Raw genomic sequence first — 18,230 nt, forward strand, 5'->3', positions numbered from 1 at the left:
GGAAGTATCGGCCTGTTCTGTTTTCGGGTTGATGAATGGTGGTGACTGAAAGTAGTGCAACGGAGTAGGAAATTTAATGAGAATCTCTCACAAACGTAAAGTTCAGCTGAAACTACAAAAGCGCATTAAAGGCCTAGTAGTTGAAGCAAAACCAGCAGCAGTGAAGGCTGTTGTGAAAAAAGCACCAACTGCAGAAACAGTAAAAGCTGCTCCAGCGGCGAAACCTGTTGTTGAAGAGCAGAAGCCAGTAGAAGCGGCAGCGCCAGTTGCAGCGAAAGTGTCTTTGACTCCAAAACAGCAGCAAGTGCTGGATATTGTTGTTAAGAACGCAGAAGGCATCAATCCGAAAGGTATTGGTCTGGAAGCGGGCCAGGAAGACACCAAAGCGGCTTCTTGGGCGACTGGTGCGCTGAAAAAACTGACCGAAGAAGGTTTGGTTGAGCGCATCCAACTGGCAGGCAACAAGGTGCTTTACAAAGCACTTTAATTCCTCTGCTACGGGGCACACTGTGTGATGCAGAGTGATTCGAGCCAGCTTTGGAATTACAGCCAGGCCCGTTCCTGATGCTATCAGGGGCGGGTATTACCTCTCTTCTTCATTTTCCGATAATTCCTCTAAACAAAGCGTTCCTGCAACGTTTGTAACACTGTCTCAAAAATGCGCTAAATTGCATCTCAATGATAAACGTGTTGCATTCTTCTGTTGTTATGTCTCATCTCTGCTATAACTTATTATAAATAGACACCTATCAGTAACGTCTTGGTTTTCAAGATGTGTTATGCGGAGGCGAGTTTATGACAATGATAAGTGCTAGAGAGTTCTCCGACTGGTTGCGCGTTCGATTCGCTAACGAAGACCAAGGCGTGAGTTTAACTAGGGACGACATAAACCAGTTGACGGGACGTCAGAGCTTTTCGCTAGGATTTGTAAACGACATCCATTATGAACTCATGCAGCATGGTATGGCATTTGTCACTGATACATCACGAGAGACTTTCTATTTGATCCCTGTGGCGAACAAACCTTGGCGCGAGCAGTTGGAGCATCAATACGAAAGAGAGCTGTTCTGTAACGTGCTACCTCTAGACAAGTCTGGCTAACTGCTAACGCTAATTTATGACATAAAAAACGGGCGCACTGCGCCCGTTTTTGCTGTCTTGATGTAACAGTTAGCTGTCTGGTATCGCTTAAGAGTTACAGTACCGCTGCAATGCCTTTACACAGTGGCTGCATATTTGCCTTGGTCATACCCGCAACACTGATACGGCCCGAGCCAACGATGTAGATACCGAACTCATCTTTCAGGCGGTTAACTTGCTCTTTGCTCAAACCAGAGAAAGAGAACATACCGTTCTGGCGCTCGATAAAGCTGAAGTCAGCCTCCACACCCAGATCTTTCAGTGTCTGTACAAAGAGAGTGCGCATTTCCTGAATGCGATCGCGCATATCGGCCACTTCAATTTCCCATTCGGCGCGAAGAGCTGCATCGTTCAGGATTTCAGTCACAATCGCCGCACCGTGTGCTGGTGGGTTGGAGTAGATCACGCGGGCAATACTTTTCACTTGGCTAAATGCCGTGGTTGCTTCTGCGTTATCTTTAGCGACGAGCGTGAAGGCACCCACACGCTCGTTGTACAGACCAAAGTTTTTCGAGAATGAGCTGGCGATAAGAAGTTCTTCACAAAGGTCTGCAAAAATGCGTAGTCCTTGGGCATCTTCTTCAACACCTTTGGCAAAGCCCTGGTAGGCAAAGTCAAACATTGGCAGTAGTTGCTTTTCTTTACAAAGCTCAGCCAACTGTTGCCACTGAGGTGCTTGAGGGTCGATACCGGTTGGGTTGTGGCAGCAGCCGTGCAGTAGCACAACATCACCCGGTGCAGCATTCGCCAGATCTGCCAGCGCTGCGTCAAAGTCCATGTCTTTGCTTTGCGCGTCGTAGTAGCTGTACTGGACGGTTTCAAGGCCAGCGGCGGTGAAAACACCGTTGTGGTTTGCCCAAGTTGGGTTGCTGATCCACACTTTTACATCGCCAAGCTGGCGCTTGATAAATTCAGCAGCCAAACGCAATGCACCGGTACCACCTGGAGCCTGAGCCGTCTGGGCGCGTTTAGAAGAAATGATTGGAGAGTCGGCGCCAAACAGAAGTTGTTGAACAGCCAGGCCGTATTCTGCCGTGCCAGGAATACTTAGGTAAGACTTGGTGGTTTCTTTTTCCAGCAAAATCGCTTCCGCTTTTTTTACTGTTGCAAGAACGGGGGTATTTCCTGATTCGTCTTTGTAGATACCAACACCAAGGTTAATTTTCTCTGGGCGGGTGTCTTTTTTGAACTCTTCAGTTAATCCAAGAATTGGGTCGGCGGGTGCAGCAGAAATTTTCTCAAACATTGTCAATCATCCATGCTGGTAATGGTAAGGGGTCAATATGTTCTTTATACCTTTTATCACCGGGCATTGACAAGAAATTGTAACATCTTGGCCAAATAAAATATGACAGCAGTGAATTGTTATTAGTTTTCACTAACATTTGCGCAAAGCGGACAAACTTCAAACAATCTTGGTTGCAAGAAAATTACAACAAAAATCATTAATATACTGGTGTTTTGTGCGCCAAATCGCAGTGAAACCGTATAAATTTCATCTAAAAACGTAATTAAATTATAAAATGAGTATGCAAGTGTAATCCTATGTGAAACTGATCACAGTTGGTAGGGGTGGGGTTGTCATAGCATTGCGTCCCGATGGAAATCGGTCAAATGTGATGATCATGGCCTGAAATATCGATGTAAACATGGAAAAATCCTGTCTTCACCTCGAATAGTTCAGAAACATACTAATTAAGATAAAAAAGATCATCAGCTTTGTCCGAATGTTGTAAATCTGCTGCAGTTTCAATGTGTTTGCAGCAGGCAGTATCGGGGAACACTCAATGGAAAAGCCACGCCTTACGTTTTGGCAGATATGGAATATGAGCTTCGGCTTCATGGGGATTCAGTTTGGCTTCGGCTTGCAAAATGCCAATGTCAGTAGGATCTTCGAAACCCTGGGAGCAAGCATTGATCAAATCCCTATTCTTTGGATCGCAGCGCCGTTAACTGGTTTATTAGTGCAACCGATTATCGGTTATTTCAGTGACCGCACCTGGACGGTACTCGGCCGTCGTCGACCTTACTTTTTGTGTGGTGCCATCGCGTCTTCACTGGCTTTGATCATCATGCCTTATTCGCCATACCTGTGGGTGGCTGCCGGTATGCTATGGATCTTAGATGCTTCGATTAATATCTCGATGGAGCCTTTCCGTGCACTAGTGGCAGATAACCTGCCATCAGAGCAGCGCACCCAAGGCTTTGCGGTGCAGACGTTCTTCATCGGCGTTGGCTCGGTGGTTGCATCGGCAATGCCGTACTTGCTCAGCAATGTGTTCGATGTGGCAAATACTGCCCCGGTTGGCGAAGTACCACCGTCGGTGAAGATTTCATTCTTGTGCGGTGCCTTGGTCTTTGTCGCCTCAATTCTCTGGACAGTGATAAGAACTAAGGAATACTCACCGAAAGAGCTGGCAGCATTTCACGGTGAGGCATCTGAGCCGGAACAAGAGAAGGCTAGCCTGAAAGCCATTTTTGCTGATATTAAAGCCATGCCAAAGACCATGATGCAGTTGGCTGTGGTGCAGTTCTTTTCTTGGTTCGCGCTGTTTGCGATGTGGATATACACCACTTCTGCGGTGACATCGCAAATTTTCGGTACCGCTGACACCAGTTCAGCAATGTATAACGAAGGAGCAGACTGGGTTGGTTTGTGTTTCGCTGCGTACAACGGTATTTCAGCTTTAGCTGCGTTTGCACTGCCTTGGTTGGCACAGCGTACCAGTCGTAAGTTTGTCCATAGCCTGTCGCTGATCATTGGTGGCTTGAGTTTGGCATCGATTTCCCTTATCCAGAACCCGACCATGCTGATGGTCAATATGGTGGGAATTGGTCTGGCCTGGGCCAGTATTCTTTGTATGCCTTACGCCATCTTGGCGGGCGCACTGCCAGCGAAGAAGATGGGGTTCTATATGGGGGTGTTCAACTTCTTTATCGTCCTGCCGCAAATCCTGGCTGCTGGGATCTTGGGCTTCTTTACCCGTTGGGCGTTCGACGGCAATACCATGATGGCGATTGTATTGGGTGGCGCTTCAATGATTTTCGCAGGCTTGGTGGTTTGCATTGTCAAAGATGAAGACGAGCCGAATAAGATAGAGCAAGGGATTCAGGCTGAAGGGGTAACAGCTTAAATCCAGCGTTTATAGTCGTAGGCCAGTGGTTAACTGGCCTAACTCTCCCAATGCTGTTCTTTTTACCAATCGGCAACCGCCTAAAGCTAACTAAACTTCGCAGGACGTTTTTCCAAAAATACACTGACGGCTTCTTTGGCCTCGTCACTTCGGATCCGTTTAATCAGCTCTACGTTTTCGTCTTCAATCGTTGTTAGTAGTCGTGCTTTGTCCTGCTGGCTGAGCATTCGCTTACTGATCTGCATTGCCTTGGGAGGAAGCTGGCTGATTTGTTCGGCGCACTGAAAGGCCAAGTCGTCAGGGGTTTGGTTGATCTGATTGATAAAACCCAACGCAAGTGCCTCTTCGGCGGTCATCGGCATTCCAAGCAATAGCATTTCTTTGGCTTTTCTCAGGCCGACTATCTTTGCAAACTCCGTGCTCGAGGCCATTTCCGGGCAAAGCCCTAGATGGACAAACGGCGTTTTGAAAATTGCCGAGGGTGAGCAATAAACCACATCGACAAACTGCAGCATCGTCGTCCCTATGCCAATCGCCGGGCCTGAAACCGACGCGACGATGGGGGTTTCGCATTCTACCAATGACTTCATAAAACGTTCGCCATGAAAGTCAGCCATGCCTTGTGAGATAGCCACAAAATCCTGCATGTCATTACCACCACAAAAGATTTCAGGCAGGCCGCGTAACACAATGACTCGGGTTTCGGGAGACAGGTTTGCGTGGTTGATGGTGTCTGCCAGCGTATGGTACATCGCTTGATTCAGCGCGTTTTTGGCATCAGGACGGGTGAGCTGGATATCAAGAATTGGTCCGTTGTGGGTAATGCAGATGTCCATGTCAGCTTTCCTTAAGTGGTAGGATGAGTTGTTTTGTCTATTAATCATGGACAAGGAAACAGCTAATGACAATAAAGGAACAAAAAGTGAGATCTTACCCCACTATTTTTCGCAGTAACTATAGTTACTCGCATAGAAGAAAAAGGGGGGATCTATGTTTCATTTCAGATGGGTAATGATTAGCGGGCTGCTAGTTTTTGCGTTGGGAGGCTGTCAGTCAACGGAAGAGGGCTATGATTGGTCCCCGGGAGATGACATTCAGACTAACGCCAGTGGCGAGGTGGTTGTGCCCGATGCGATTGTACTGCCAGAGCAAGATATTGAGGCAATTAACAAATTATGAGTTTGCTTAAATCATGTGCTTCAGCCATGGCTGACCCACCCCAAGCGGCGTGTCAGCCCTCATTGGCGATAAAGCCAGCCAACTAAAGGAAGAAGGTGTCGAGATACAATTGCTCGACTTCTTTCCTTGCCCATTCGGTGCGGCGCAAGAACTTCAGGCTTGATTTGATGCTTGGATCGCTATTGAAGCAACGGATTTTGATAATTTGACCAAGCTCTTCCCAGCCGTAGTGATCGACAAGTTCTTCGACAATTCTTTGCAGGGTAAGGCCATGTAATGGGTTGTTCGGTTGGTGATCCATAGTGTGTGCTTCATTGTGTTATCTGAGACGGCACTATACCAGCTTGGCTAGCACGAATGAATCTTCGGTGTCGAATATCTGTTAGACTACATAGCCAAGCGACCTCCAAACTGTTTTAGGTTGTCGGGGGAAGCCATTTCGCAGCAAGCCGTGTTGGCAAGCCTGCATTATTTTTAGGATTTACTGTGCTCAATAACGATATCTTGCGACGTCTTCGCTATACCTTTGATTTTAACGACTCGGCAATGATCAATATTTTCGCTGCTGCTGAGCATGAAGTGACGCGTGAGCAAGTTAGTGACTGGTTAAAGAAAGAAGATGATCCTGCATTTACCAAATGCACGGACCGTGAGCTGGCGATCTTCCTTAACGGTTTAATTAATGAAAAACGTGGCAAGAAAGAAGGGCCGCAGCCTGAGCCAGAATCACGTTTGACCAATAATATGATTTTCATGAAGCTGCGTATTGCGTTGAACTACAAAGCGGAAGATATCTTGGACATTATGCAGAGCGTTGATTTCAACTTGAGCAAGCATGAATTAAGTGCATTTTTCAGAAAGCCAGACAACAAGCATTACCGTGAGTGTAAAGATCAGATCCTGCGCAACTTCCTGCTAGGGGTGCAATACAAATTTCGTCCGGAGGCCTCAGAATAGCTCAGAGCATTCATGACGAAATCAAAAAGGCTGCCGATGGGCAGCCTTTGTTGTTTTTATCCGTCTTACCCTGCACTTTCGTCCAAGGTGATGTCACCTTCGTGTTGGTTGAGCAGCATTTTCTGGATGTTAAAGCCGCACAGCATCAAGATCAGGCACCAGTTCAAAAATGGTAGTGTGCCTTTGACCATACTCTCGGCAAGCTGAGCCGGTTTCCACTGAAACGTCTCGCACAGGCTTTCGATAGTGATGCCGGTAAAGGTATTGTCACCGATAACACGCTTGAACTCTTTTTCTGTCGGCATTTCAAATGCGGTTTTGTTCTTGAAAGCGGTCGGTTTGAACGCGCGCATGACTTTCCTTGCATCGACCTCAAGCGGCTGGCCGTTATTCTGGATGTTAGGACGACCTGCCAAGGCACAGAGGAAACACCAGCAAGGGTACGGTATATCAGACACATTCTCTGGCTCTCGCTTGTAGCGTGACATCCAATCAGAGAGTTTTTTCTCTTGCAGCCCCGTTAATTTTGCAAGGGCTGCGCCATCGTAGCCATACTCTTTGAGCAGGTTGATAATTTCAGCCACTTCGGCAACGAAGGGTTTCTTCCATTGGTTTGCCGGGGCTAGGGTGACATCTCTGATCATAATGGACTCATAAGAATTAGGGAGGCTTGAGAGGTTCAAGCAGATGGGCATAAGCTTATTCGAAGCTATAGGGGAAGTCTATCTAGTGAAGGCTTCAAACTATCTGTGCCCCAGTAGTTGTATTAAATCTCACCACCTAGTTTATTGATGGTACTGGGCCGGCAGCATTTTTCTGTTGGCGGCGAAAAACAATAAAGGGCAAATAGAGGATAAGGTTGAGCCCTAATGCCATCACAACACAGAAGGCAATGCTTTCAATATCAAGCGGAATACCGGGGGTGAAATGGATTAGCACCCGTTGAAGCTCACTGAAACGTGCCGGGTTAAACATATACACGGTCTTATCGACGAGGTGGCCATTGGCGAGTATTCCCATCCCTTGTTGCAGCATGTCATGTTGTTGTAGGACTTTGAGCTTTTGTTCAGCATCGACCCGAACCACAGAATTGTTTTCCTGCAATAGCGAAGCAATCATACTTTCAGCGCTATCAAAACCATGTTGCTGGGCATTGGCTCGGTAGGCGTTGACTTGCAGGGTAGTGGCATCATAAAAGCCGGATAAATACTGCAGGTAATGATCAGCTAGCATCGGGATCTGCAGCGTGGCAATGAGTAGCCCGCCGAATATCAGCCTATCTAGAATCCGTTTGATCATGTTGTCTCCTTACGGCAAGCCACTGAATTTTCATCTATATAACAATATATAGCGCATTGGCAACAGGATATGTCCTGACTGGGTCAAAACTACATGGCTGAGTCAAAACTACATAGATAGAGAAGAGATGATTAGGCGATTAGTAAGCGGCAACGGGGGAGAGCTTAAAAACTAACAGCCTAAAAACAAGCACCCTAAAAACAAGCAGGACGAGTATGGGCTCGTCCTGTTGAATAGATTTACCTATTTTTAAATAGGTTAGCTTCTAATGGGTAATTAGAAGTTTGCAGAGCGTGGTGCACGTGGGAATGGGATCACATCACGGATGTTCGCCATACCTGTAACGTAAGTAACTAGACGCTCGAAGCCCAGACCGAAGCCAGAGTGCGGTACTGTGCCGTAACGGCGCAGGTCGCGGTACCAGCTCATGTGCTCAGGGTCGATGTTCATCTCAACCATACGCTTGTCTAGAAGCTCTAGGCGCTCTTCACGTTGAGAACCACCGATGATTTCACCGATACCCGGTGCAAGTACGTCCATTGCTGCAACTGTCTTGCCATCGTCGTTCATACGCATGTAGAACGCTTTGATGTCTTTCGGGTAGTTCTTAACAACAACCGGTGCTTTGAAGTGCTCTTCTGCTAGGTAGCGCTCGTGCTCAGAAGACATATCGATGCCCCACTCAACGTCGAACTCGAAGTCACGGCCAGAGTCTTTCAGGATCTGGATTGCATCGGTGTAGTCAACCTGAGCGAAGTCAGAGTTAACAAACTGCTCTAGACGCGTGATCGCATCTTTGTTGATACGCTGAGCAAAGAACTCAAGGTCATCACGGCGCTCTTCCAGTACCGCTTTGAACACGTACTTCAGCATGTCTTCAGCAAGCTTAGCCACATCGTCAAGCTCAGCGAATGCGACTTCAGGCTCAACCATCCAGAATTCTGCTAGGTGGCGGCTGGTGTTAGAGTTTTCAGCACGGAAAGTAGGACCGAAGGTGTATACCTTGCTAAGGGCACAAGCATATGCTTCAGCGTTCAACTGACCAGATACAGTAAGGAAGGTTTCTTTACCGAAGAAGTCTTTGTCGAAATCCACTTCGCCAGCGTCTGTCATTGGTGTGTTAACCAAATCAAGTGTTGAAACGCGGAACATTTCACCGGCACCTTCTGCATCAGAGGCAGTGATCAGTGGCGCAGACATCCAGAAGAAGCCTTGTTCGTGGTAGAAACGGTGGATTGCTTGAGAAAGGCAGTTACGAACTCGTGCTACGGCACCAATTACGTTGGTGCGAGGGCGAAGGTGTGCCACTTCACGAAGGTACTCGATAGAGTGACGAGTTTTCGCCATTGGGTACGTTTCAGCGTCTTCAACCCAACCCACTACTTTTACTTCAGTAGCGGCAAGTTCGAAATCCTGACCTTTAGCTGGTGATTCAACAATCTTACCAGTGACCTCAACAGAGCAACCAGTTGTCAGCTTAAGCACTTCTTCCTGGTAATTATTCAACTCATTAGGGACCACGGCCTGAATCGGGTCGAAACAAGAGCCGTCATAAATGGCAAGGAAAGAGATTCCAGCTTTGGAATCACGACGTGAACGGATCCAGCCGCGAACAGTGACTTCACTGTCAACCGCTAGCTTACCGCTAAGTACGTCTGTTACAGGCGCGTAAGTCATGTGTAAATTATTCTCCGTTAAGGCACTTTATTTGTGTATTGCTGGGTAGATTCCGCCAAATACACAGTCCAAGGAGACCATATTACCTTTCTTACGTTTAGCATCAACCCTTGTTATTGCCTGAAAGGGTAAATTGATGCAGTAATCGCTCTAATTGTTCTGCTAAGTGTTCAAGATTTACACTAATTTCTCTCGACGCTTGGGCGTGGGTAGCGGTATCGTCTGCGTGTTGGGTAATGGTGCCGACTTTTGAGCGGATACCATCGGCCAATGAGGCCTGGCTGGCACTTTGCTGTTGGATATCGATGGCATGGGTATTGACGACCTGGATCTGATCGCCCATTGCCGATAGCGCTGCAGAGAGTTCTTGGATGGTACTGACCTTGGAGTAGGCAGTCTGGCATGTTGTCTCGATAGCATCGGCAGAGGCCTCGCAGTCATTGTGCAAGGTTTCGATAATCGTTTGGATATCACCGGTGGCTTGATGGGTACGGGTGGCAAGGCTACGCACTTCATCGGCAACAACGGCAAAGCCACGGCCTTGCTCGCCGGCTCTGGCAGCTTCTATCGCCGCATTCAATGCCAGCAGGTTAGTTTGCTCGGCGATGTTGCGAATGACATCTAGAATAGTGCCAACCTGAAGGCTCTGCTGGTTGAGGTGATCGATTTTCAGTTTTACATGTTCGATGTCTTTGACCAGCAATTGGATACTTTCTCCGGCTTCAGCGGCGAGCTGAGTCCCTGCTATTGCAGACTCTGATGCATGCTGACTTAACGTCGCAGATTCGGTAGTGCGCTGCTCGATGTCATGTTGTTGTTGCTGCATGGTGTCTATAGCGCTGAACGTGTCGCCGGTTTCGACCCGTTGGCTATCTGCAGCCTGGGTGGTGTGGGTAGAGACCGAAATTAAGTGATTTGCCTGCTCGGTCAGTGACTCAGACGTTTGCTGGACTTGTACCAGGCTGCCGGAAAAGTTATCTAGCATCTGGTCATAGCTATTACACAGCTCACCAATTTCATCTTGGCGGGTTTCATTTAGTCGTTGGCTGAGGTCTTTATTTTTGCTGGTGGTGCGCATGTAGTTTGACAGGCGCTTGAGCGGGCTGACAATGATCCGGCGGATCATGAAAAGGGTGAAGAAAAAACCGGTCGCTGCGATAGCAGCCATGATAGAGCCAGCCGACAGTAACTGCTGGTTGACCCGCTGGTAGAGCGGGACCAAATCATATTCAAGCCGGACGACACCCAGCACCTCATTTTCTGGCACGATATGGCATTGCAAGCAGTTGGTGCCACGGTAATCGGCACTGGCTTTCATTGGCAGGGCAACTAACAACCGACTGCCTGTTTCGGCCGTAATAGTTTCGGCAATGGTTTCACCTGCTAGCGCTCTTTGGTCAAAACTGTCGACGGGAGCTTGGTTGTCTAACCCCGGGCCGAAGAACTGGGTAATGCCGGGCCCGCGGATCACCCTGACATTCTCAATACCACTGTGGGAGAGCACCTTTTCACGCAAGGTTTCCCTCTGCGACATAGTACCAGTGAGCATCATCATATTGAGGCTATCAAAGTAGTTACCGGCTTTATCGAGGGTTTGCTCGCTGATCACCGACTCCAGTAACTTCTTTTGCTGCCCCGCTTCGTAGATCAGGCTGCTGACCAGCACAATACTGAAGACAGAAAAGAGGGTGAGCAGTAGTTTATTGGCAATTGTAAGGCGCATCTTCCATGATCTCTTATTTTTATTGTGGACATTGTAATGTGTTTAAAATGTTAAGAGATGGCTGAATGAAGTGGGTGTGATGGCGAGCAAATAATCTAGGTGAAAAGGTTAGCTGAATGTGATCTGCGTATAGTGTAGTGCTTTGTATTTACATGCTATTTCATTGTTGTTTTTTCATGTTTTTTGCAAGGAGGCCAAGTGATGCTTGGCCTCTCGGTGTTAATTTATTGTTGGGTTGAATAATCTGCTGCTGTCAGGCCGAAGTAGACCTTGTCATCGAAGCCTTGCTCGAGTTTGTAATAGTCCTTCTGCCGTCCTTCTAGCTGATAGCCACATTTCTCCAATGTTTTGTAGGAGCCAATGTTAGCCCCATAGCAATCAGCACTGATTTTGTGGGCGCCTAGCTCTTGGAAGCCTAACTCCGTCATCAATCGGCAAGCCTGAGTGGCGATGCCTTGCCCCCAAGCGCGGACAGGTAGCTGATAGCCTACTTCATAATTTCCTTCGCAGAACATCACCTGGGTAATGGCTGCCATGCCCATGTACCGACCTGCTTGGTCGCGGATAACAAAAGTTGGGCTATCAGGCCAGACACCGTTTGTTATTGCTTCTTGGGTGTTTTCAATAATTGGATCGAAAAAACCTTGGTACAGGCTCTCGTCGGCTGGGGCAAAGAACAGGTATTGGTTGACCTTGTCGTCGCCTAACATGGTGATGATATCATTGAGATCAGACGGCTGAATAAGGCGAATCGTCAATGTGTCACGGAAGGCGATCGCGTCGCCGTGTTTCAATGCTGAATATGACGTTGGGTTTGTCGTTGAATTTGTCATAGTTACCTCGTTATCTGGTCGCTATATTAACGAAGCTTATTCAACTGTGATTGGACTTTTGCGACAAAATAAACAGAAGGTTTATTCAAAGTCCCCATAGATATCGATAGTGAGATCTCGGTTCTGCAGGTAACTGGAAGGGGTACGCTTTAGCTGTTGCTTGAGCTGCCTGATCAAGTGAGATTGGTCGCTGAAACCAAACTGTTGGGAAAATGCTGTCCAATCAATCTCTTTATCTTGTTGGTAGAGAGCAAGGATCATCAGTTCCAGCTTGATCAATAATTGGTACTTTTTGACACTCAGCCCAGTGACTTGGCGGAAGCTGCGTTCCAGTGTGCGTCTCGAGCAGGCACATAACTCGGCCAGTTGGTTAATATCTAAGTGGTGGTCAGTCGCTTCATGCTGATTTTCCTCCATAACCGCAATGGCTCTCTGCACGATGGTGAAGGGTTTATCTATTTGGCTCGACAAGCATAGATTTTCAATTTGCTGTTGGATGCGCTCAACTAGGCTTTGTTTGGAATCGCTTTGCCAGAGTTGCTGCTGAAAATGGTTGTCGAAGAGCGAGTTTAGCCAGTCAAACCAGCCACACTGATTAACTAACGCTTCATTGGATTTGTTGAGCAAGTAAAGCCCTTCAGGGCGAAAAGTAATGCCTATTCGCTTAAGTGGGGCGCTATCGACCAAGGTCAGTAGCCTGTCGCTGGCTGTAAGTAAGTGACTTCCTTTACCTGACAAATGTTCGTCACCACTTTGATAGCAGTAACCTTGTTCTGGCGGGGTAAATAATAGGTGTGCTCTGGGGTTGGGAATAAGCTGAGGCAGTTTTTCGATGGTGTCTTTGTCTTCCACTTCAAGATACCAGATCTGGTGAATGAGCCATTCATAACCTTTTAGTTGGTGTTTCCATGTGATCATTCTTTACCTGCTCAGCTCGAGTATGCTTGTTTACGTTGTTATTTTAATGCACTTTCCACGTAACGGATATTGGCTTTTCATCTTGCCTGACTATAACAATGCAAAAAGCCCGGGGCAGTGAAGTGACCCCGGGCGTTGGATGGAAGTGGTGAAGAGTTATGGTGCTGGATCTTCAGGTACCTCAAGGTAGGCACAGGTTTTGCCATCGTTGAGGATAGTCCCGGCTGGTGGGCCTGAAGGCTCTTCTTCTGCTGGAGGCTCTTCACCTTCTGCGGGCGGTGCCGGCGGTGGCGGCTCAACAGGCACGACATTTGGCACTTGGCTGGCGTCTATCAGGGTGACGATGTCACTCCAGATCTCACCTTCGTCACTGCTGTAGTTCAGGGTTTCATCACTTTGCCAGCGGTTCTGGTGATTAAATGCTTTGATGGCCAGCTTCAAACCATCGGTATCGGTGATTTGGATTCGTTCATTCATCGAACCGTCGACCGCTTCGTAATATAGGGTGCCGTCATCTTCTATTTTCCATAGGATGTCGAAGTTGAAGCCACAGCCACTTCCGTCGACGTAAGTGCCCTTGAATAAATTACCTTGGAAATCGTCACTCAATTTTAGGTAGCGAGCAGTATCTTCATTACTGTGATTTCCGACATCCCCTCCGGGATCGCTAGCAAAAGTCAGGGCCTTGTCATCACTGTTGTCGCCTGTCACACCAAGCAGTAGAGATTCGGTGAACACCGGCTCCCGGCCGAACCAAATTTCTTTGCACTGTTGTACCCGATCATTATAGTTGGCTAAGGTTTCCTTGGTAACTGGCGTAGCCGTTGCCGGATCCCAGCCTGAATCACCTTCACTGCAAACGGCCAGAGTGTCAGGAGCATATTCGCGGGCCATCAGGCTGGATATTTGCGCCTCCTGTCCCTGCTGGCTATAAAGCTTGATCGCCAATAAACGCTGCTGGTATTCGTAACTGGTCAGCGACCAGTAATCGAACTCATCATCGAGGTTGGTATCAGCCAACAGTTTCAAATAACCGCTTTCGTTGAGTGACCAGTTGCGGGAACCCGCTTCAAGGTCGGTGTTGCGGTAAAACTCCCACGAGTTGTCGCCGCGTAGGATATGGGCAGAAATTTCGCCCTCTTCACTGATTTGTACCAGTGTCTTGTCGACAAGATCATTGACCGATTGGGTGGTAAAGCGCTCATCACCGCCACATTCGGTAATGGCATTGAGGAATAGACTCTCGTTGGCTAAATCGGTATCACCAAAGTCACACTCACCAAATGGCGGCAGGTTGTCGCGTGTTGCCGCATCAAAAATTTGCGCTTTGGCGTCATTATCGAAGCCAGAGAAATTAGACTCAGCCAACTCGAGCATCACCTGCCCGATGTTGACATAGCCCCTGTCTTCGACAAGGAACAGTTGCTCACCACTGAACGGATAATCATCGGCAATCTGCTTGATGATATCAGGGACATCAAAGCGGATAATTGATTTTCCTAATGCTGTAGTCGGTGCCCAAACGCCAGTTTCCTGAATCGTCCATTCATTGGCGGCGATGCGGCTCCAGTAGCGTACAGTGAAAAAGTCGTCTTCGATAAATTCAGCAATGACGTTATCGCTCAGTTTGAAGCCATTGATTTCATCGACGGACAGAGCAATATCGAACACAGGGGTTCTAATGTCGCTCAATGAAGTGAATGCCGCATCTGGGGTTATTACTGGGTAAACCCGGCACGTGTCTTTGTCATTGGTGTTATCGCACAGCAGGTAAGTCTCGCTCTCAGGTCGCCAGGTAAAGTAAAAACCAGATGCGCCCGCGCTGAAAGTTGCTTCAGGCTTGATGTAGCGCGTCAGGAAGTAATTTTTCCTGCTTGAGAGATAATCATGCATTTTCTTGTTTTCAAGTGAGTAAACCTGAGCTGTAAGCGTCACGCCAAGTTTGTCGTCAATGTTCAATGCAGCATCGGTCATTAGGGCATCGCGGTCGGTAGCAAACTGGACCTTGAGGTAGTTGAACAGACCCATCCATCCTTGATCGGTCAACACCTGAGATTTGATATCTTCTGAACCAAAGTTGGTAGAGTTACTGAGGTAGGAAAACATCAGATCCAGGGTGATGTCTTGGTCACCGCTCTTCGCCCAGCTGTATTCGTTTACCTGAGTTTCGCTGCCATCGTAAGAGGTGCTGTCTGTAAGTACTCCTTTACCGTTGTTGCTTTCGAAGGTGCTGATTGTCCAGTAGCCGTCATTGAGGATTGCTAGCACGTTGGCGGCGGTGGCCGATTGTTCGGTGAAAAAGCGCTCGATGCGACCATCGGTCATGGTTTGAACAATAGTTAACCCCATGAGATCTTTCAAGCTTAGGCCTTGCACACCAATTTTAGGTAACAGAGTATCACGAATGTCGATGGCAAGATTGTTGATATCTTCAAGGGCTAAAGAGACCTTGCCCCTAGGCGCATCTTGGAAGATTTCAGTGTAGATCCCCCAGCTTTCGTCCGCGGCAATACGCTTGGCAAAAGCAAAAAAGGTCAAGGTGGATTCTAAAGAAATCGCTAGCCGCTCCACGGCAAGCGGGATGAGGAACAAGCCTTCGGGAAGTGTTTCGCCTATTGTGTACTCAGGGACACCATCGAGATCGACCATCAGTACGGCATTTATCCGCGGGACGGTGCCTGCATCGAGCTCGTAGATCCCATCTCCTTTGTCCTCGAATCGGGTGATGTCGATGGACTCGAAGATTTTTCCTTTTTCGTCCAGCCAGACAGCGGCAAAGTTTTGTTCTGTCAGCCCTTGGACAGCATTGGCGTAGGCGGGTTGGATCAGCGAGAAGCTTTGCTGGTGGGCAAGCTCCATGCCGTCGGGTGCATCAACAGAAACCGTGAAGGTGGTGGAGGTTGGAACCGGATCTCCCGCTACAGGCGCGGGTGCATCACTGCCGCCTCCACAGGCAGCAAGCAGCAGGCTGCTGATGAACAGCAGGGTATATCCCATATAACTGCGCATAATCAATTCCCCAATAGGTCGTTAGTCTTTTATTGGTATTTGTTTTCTGCTGAGTATAGATAGGACAATAAGGTGCAAAGTTAAGAAAGGAGATGCGTCTCGTATATAGAGCGGCTGTCCTGAAAGTAAGACAGCCGCACAGAGAAGGTATCTGTATAGGTATCAGACTATTACGCGATTGCGAGGTATTTGTGGGTCTGGATAGATAAGCGCCAGTTGCGTTTGATGCAGGTATCAATGCACAACTCTGTTGCCCGTGGCTTTTGGCTAATCGGTTGTAGGGCAATATTGACGTTGGTTTTAAGGTTTTTGCCATCAATTAATTCATCCAATTGGTCGATATCTTTCTGGGTACCGACTGGGTGCTTGATTTCATCGGCACGCTCAAGGGCCGTTGCTAGCACTGGAAGCTTGGCTTTCATGTTGATTTTCGGCGAAACCGTTACCCAAGTATTTTCCGTCGCCAGGACTTCTGAAGTACCGCTGGTTTCAATTTGGCATTGGAAACCGGCTTGCTCCAAAGCGGTAGTTAGTGGCAACAAATCGTAGATACAAGGCTCACCCCCAGTGATCACAACGTGTTTGGCGGTGTATCCCTGTTGCTTGAGTAGATTAACGATGCCTTCGGCGTCTATCTCGGTCCAGACCGGAGAGTCGCCGGTTTTTGCCATAACGTCTTCGATAGAGCCATGGTCTTGAGGTTCGGCACTCCAAGTTTGTTTGGTATCACACCAAGCACAACCTACAGGGCAGATCTGTAGCCTGACAAAAATAGCTGGAACACCAGTGAAAACACCTTCACCTTGGATTGTTTCAAAGACTTCGTTAATTTTGTACACCGTTAACCTCATGGCGGGGGATTTTGCGACCGGCGATTATCGCAAAATTGCGAGGAGCTGTCTTTATGAAGGTTAATTTTTGTAGTTAAAAAAAAGGCAATAGTTTTGCGGTAGAATGAGAGATGGCACAAATATCGCCTTGTTTTTCATGAATCCCCGTGACCATTGTCACGGACTTAACATAATCGGCTTCACAATTAGTTCGCAAAGTAAAAAAATTCAATTTGTATTAAATGATGACAGATTTTATCGGGAGTTTAGGCATGTATGTCGCCCAGCCTGGTCACATCGACCACATCAAAAGAAATAATGCCGGCAGCGTGTACAAGCTTATCGACTTGTTTGGCCCAATCTCCCGCATTGAGCTTTCCAAGCGTAGCCAATTAGCGCCCGCAAGCATTACCAAGATCACCCGCGAGCTGATTGATGCGCACTTGATCAAAGAAACGGCAATTCAAGAATCCTCCAGTCGTGGGCGACCAGCAGTGGGCTTGGTACCAGCCAATGAGGGCTGGCAGTTCATGTCTATCCGTTTGGGGCGGGGTTATTTGACCATCGCTCTGCATGAATTGGGTGGCGATATTTTGGTAGAAGAGCGCCAGGATATCGACGTGCTTCATCAAGATGAAGTCTTGAAAAAGCTTATCTCAGAAATTCACACTTTTTTTGCCAACCATGTGAGTGAACTTGATCGTATTACGGCTATTGCTGTGTCGCTACCGGGGGTAGTGAATGCCGATGCTGGGACGATTATCCAGATGCCGCATTATGATGTGCACAACCTGGAACTGGGGCCAGCTATCCATCAGGCAACAGGATTACCAGTATTTATTGGTAATGATACGCGCTCCTGGGCGCTTGCCGAGAAACTGTTCGGTAATTCTCGTGATGTTGCTAACTCTATTCTGGTGTCGATCCACCACGGTGTCGGTGCCGGTATCGTGCTCGATAATGTGGTGCTTCAAGGCCGAATTGGCAATGTGGGTGAGCTAGGCCATATCCAAATCAAACCTTACGGTAAGCGTTGTTTCTGCGGTAACCATGGCTGCCTCGAAACGGTAGCCAGCGTAAAGGCGGTTATCGAACAGGTGGAGCAGCGGCTGCGTGAGGGGCACCCTTCGTCTTTGCACGGCAAAAGTCTGACCATAGAGCGTATCTGCGACGCGGCTATCGCGGGTGATACTTTGGCTCGTCAGGTCATTATCGAACTGGGGCATCATTTGGGGCAGGCAATCGCCATCATGGTGAACTTGTTCAACCCTGAGAAAATTCTCATCGGTGGGGAATTCAACCGAGCAAAAGATATCTTATATCCGGCGATTATGGATTGTGTGCGTAATCAATCATTGCCAGTCTATAACCGGGATTTGGTGATCGAACAGAGCTCGTTTTATACCCAGGCAACCATGCCTGGTGCGGCTTTGGTGAAGCAGGCCATGTATGACGGCCATTTGCTGATGAAGTTGATTGAAGGTTAGTTACCTCAGGGCGAAGTCAGCATGTCTTTGTAAAAATTCACATC

The 18,230-nt window shown here is 47.9% G+C and carries 17 protein-coding genes; 6 read left to right on the forward strand and 11 right to left on the reverse strand.

The window, feature by feature from the left end; genetic code table 11:
- Positions 1 to 76 precede the first annotated feature (76 nt).
- Together R2X38_RS04525 and R2X38_RS04530 are read left to right on the forward strand one after the other, a co-directional pair.
- Entirely contained in the window at positions 77 to 487 is a 411-nt protein-coding gene (locus R2X38_RS04525) for a MarR family transcriptional regulator (protein WP_317520958.1), read from the forward strand.
- A gap of 308 nt (positions 488 to 795) precedes the next feature.
- Positions 796 to 1,101, forward strand: a complete 306-nt coding sequence (locus tag R2X38_RS04530; RefSeq protein WP_317520959.1) for a hypothetical protein — start codon at positions 796 to 798, stop codon at positions 1,099 to 1,101.
- A gap of 94 nt (positions 1,102 to 1,195) precedes the next feature.
- Here the strand turns inward: R2X38_RS04530 and R2X38_RS04535 are convergent, their stop codons facing one another.
- Entirely contained in the window at positions 1,196 to 2,386 is a 1,191-nt protein-coding gene (locus R2X38_RS04535) for an amino acid aminotransferase (RefSeq protein WP_317520961.1), read from the reverse strand.
- Positions 2,387 to 2,927: 541 nt separating this feature from the next.
- Here R2X38_RS04535 and R2X38_RS04540 point away from each other — a divergent pair.
- Positions 2,928 to 4,274, forward strand: a complete 1,347-nt coding sequence (locus R2X38_RS04540) for an MFS transporter (RefSeq protein ID WP_317520962.1) — start codon at positions 2,928 to 2,930, stop codon at positions 4,272 to 4,274.
- An 86-nt stretch (positions 4,275 to 4,360) separates the two neighbouring features.
- Here the strand turns inward: R2X38_RS04540 and R2X38_RS04545 are convergent, their stop codons facing one another.
- The gene (locus R2X38_RS04545) at positions 4,361 to 5,110 is read right to left on the reverse strand and encodes an enoyl-CoA hydratase-related protein (RefSeq protein ID WP_317520963.1); all 750 of its coding nucleotides are present in this window, start codon (positions 5,108 to 5,110) and stop codon (positions 4,361 to 4,363) included.
- A 154-nt stretch (positions 5,111 to 5,264) separates the two neighbouring features.
- Between R2X38_RS04545 and R2X38_RS04550 the strand changes: the two genes are divergently transcribed.
- Positions 5,265 to 5,453, forward strand: coding sequence for a hypothetical protein (locus tag R2X38_RS04550; RefSeq protein ID WP_317520964.1), 189 nt, complete (start codon positions 5,265 to 5,267; stop codon positions 5,451 to 5,453).
- 82 nt (positions 5,454 to 5,535) lie between these two features.
- On the opposite strand, the gene R2X38_RS04555 is transcribed toward R2X38_RS04550, so the two are convergent.
- Positions 5,536 to 5,754 carry a VF530 family protein gene (locus tag R2X38_RS04555; RefSeq protein WP_317520965.1) on the reverse strand — a complete coding sequence of 73 codons (219 nt, stop codon included), beginning with the start codon at positions 5,752 to 5,754 and terminating at the stop codon, positions 5,536 to 5,538.
- 185 nt (positions 5,755 to 5,939) lie between these two features.
- On the opposite strand from R2X38_RS04555, the gene R2X38_RS04560 reads away from it, so the two are divergent.
- Positions 5,940 to 6,410 carry a DUF1456 family protein gene (locus tag R2X38_RS04560; protein ID WP_317520966.1) on the forward strand — a complete coding sequence of 157 codons (471 nt, stop codon included), beginning with the start codon at positions 5,940 to 5,942 and terminating at the stop codon, positions 6,408 to 6,410.
- 65 nt (positions 6,411 to 6,475) lie between these two features.
- Here the strand turns inward: R2X38_RS04560 and R2X38_RS04565 are convergent, their stop codons facing one another.
- The 8 genes from R2X38_RS04565 to queE form a co-directional block, all read right to left on the reverse strand.
- Positions 6,476 to 7,054, reverse strand: coding sequence for a hypothetical protein (locus R2X38_RS04565; RefSeq protein ID WP_317520967.1), 579 nt, complete (start codon positions 7,052 to 7,054; stop codon positions 6,476 to 6,478).
- Between the two features lie 136 nt (positions 7,055 to 7,190).
- Positions 7,191 to 7,709: a DUF2937 family protein gene (locus tag R2X38_RS04570; RefSeq protein ID WP_317520968.1), complete on the reverse strand. Its 519-nt coding sequence runs from the start codon at positions 7,707 to 7,709 to the stop codon at positions 7,191 to 7,193.
- Between the two features lie 276 nt (positions 7,710 to 7,985).
- A complete protein-coding gene (gene asnS / locus R2X38_RS04575) occupies positions 7,986 to 9,386 on the reverse strand; it encodes an asparagine--tRNA ligase (protein WP_222548936.1) in 1,401 nt (466 codons plus the stop codon).
- Between the two features lie 103 nt (positions 9,387 to 9,489).
- Positions 9,490 to 11,109, reverse strand: a complete 1,620-nt coding sequence (locus R2X38_RS04580; RefSeq protein ID WP_317520969.1) for a methyl-accepting chemotaxis protein — start codon at positions 11,107 to 11,109, stop codon at positions 9,490 to 9,492.
- Between the two features lie 224 nt (positions 11,110 to 11,333).
- Positions 11,334 to 11,942, reverse strand: a complete 609-nt coding sequence (locus R2X38_RS04585) for a GNAT family protein (protein ID WP_317520970.1) — start codon at positions 11,940 to 11,942, stop codon at positions 11,334 to 11,336.
- An 81-nt stretch (positions 11,943 to 12,023) separates the two neighbouring features.
- Complete coding sequence (locus tag R2X38_RS04590) at positions 12,024 to 12,860, reverse strand: AraC family transcriptional regulator (protein WP_317520971.1); 837 nt, start codon at positions 12,858 to 12,860, stop codon at positions 12,024 to 12,026.
- Between the two features lie 156 nt (positions 12,861 to 13,016).
- Positions 13,017 to 15,869: a hydrogenase expression protein HypA gene (locus R2X38_RS04595; protein WP_317520972.1), complete on the reverse strand. Its 2,853-nt coding sequence runs from the start codon at positions 15,867 to 15,869 to the stop codon at positions 13,017 to 13,019.
- Between the two features lie 170 nt (positions 15,870 to 16,039).
- Positions 16,040 to 16,708, reverse strand: a complete 669-nt coding sequence (gene queE, locus R2X38_RS04600) for a 7-carboxy-7-deazaguanine synthase QueE (protein ID WP_317520973.1) — start codon at positions 16,706 to 16,708, stop codon at positions 16,040 to 16,042.
- A 263-nt stretch (positions 16,709 to 16,971) separates the two neighbouring features.
- Between queE and R2X38_RS04605 the strand changes: the two genes are divergently transcribed.
- Complete coding sequence (locus R2X38_RS04605; RefSeq protein WP_317521680.1) at positions 16,972 to 18,186, forward strand: ROK family protein; 1,215 nt, start codon at positions 16,972 to 16,974, stop codon at positions 18,184 to 18,186.
- Positions 18,187 to 18,230: the final 44 nt, after the last annotated feature.

The organism is Photobacterium rosenbergii (assembly GCF_033022775.1).
GTDB lineage: Bacteria > Pseudomonadota > Gammaproteobacteria > Enterobacterales > Vibrionaceae > Photobacterium > Photobacterium rosenbergii_A.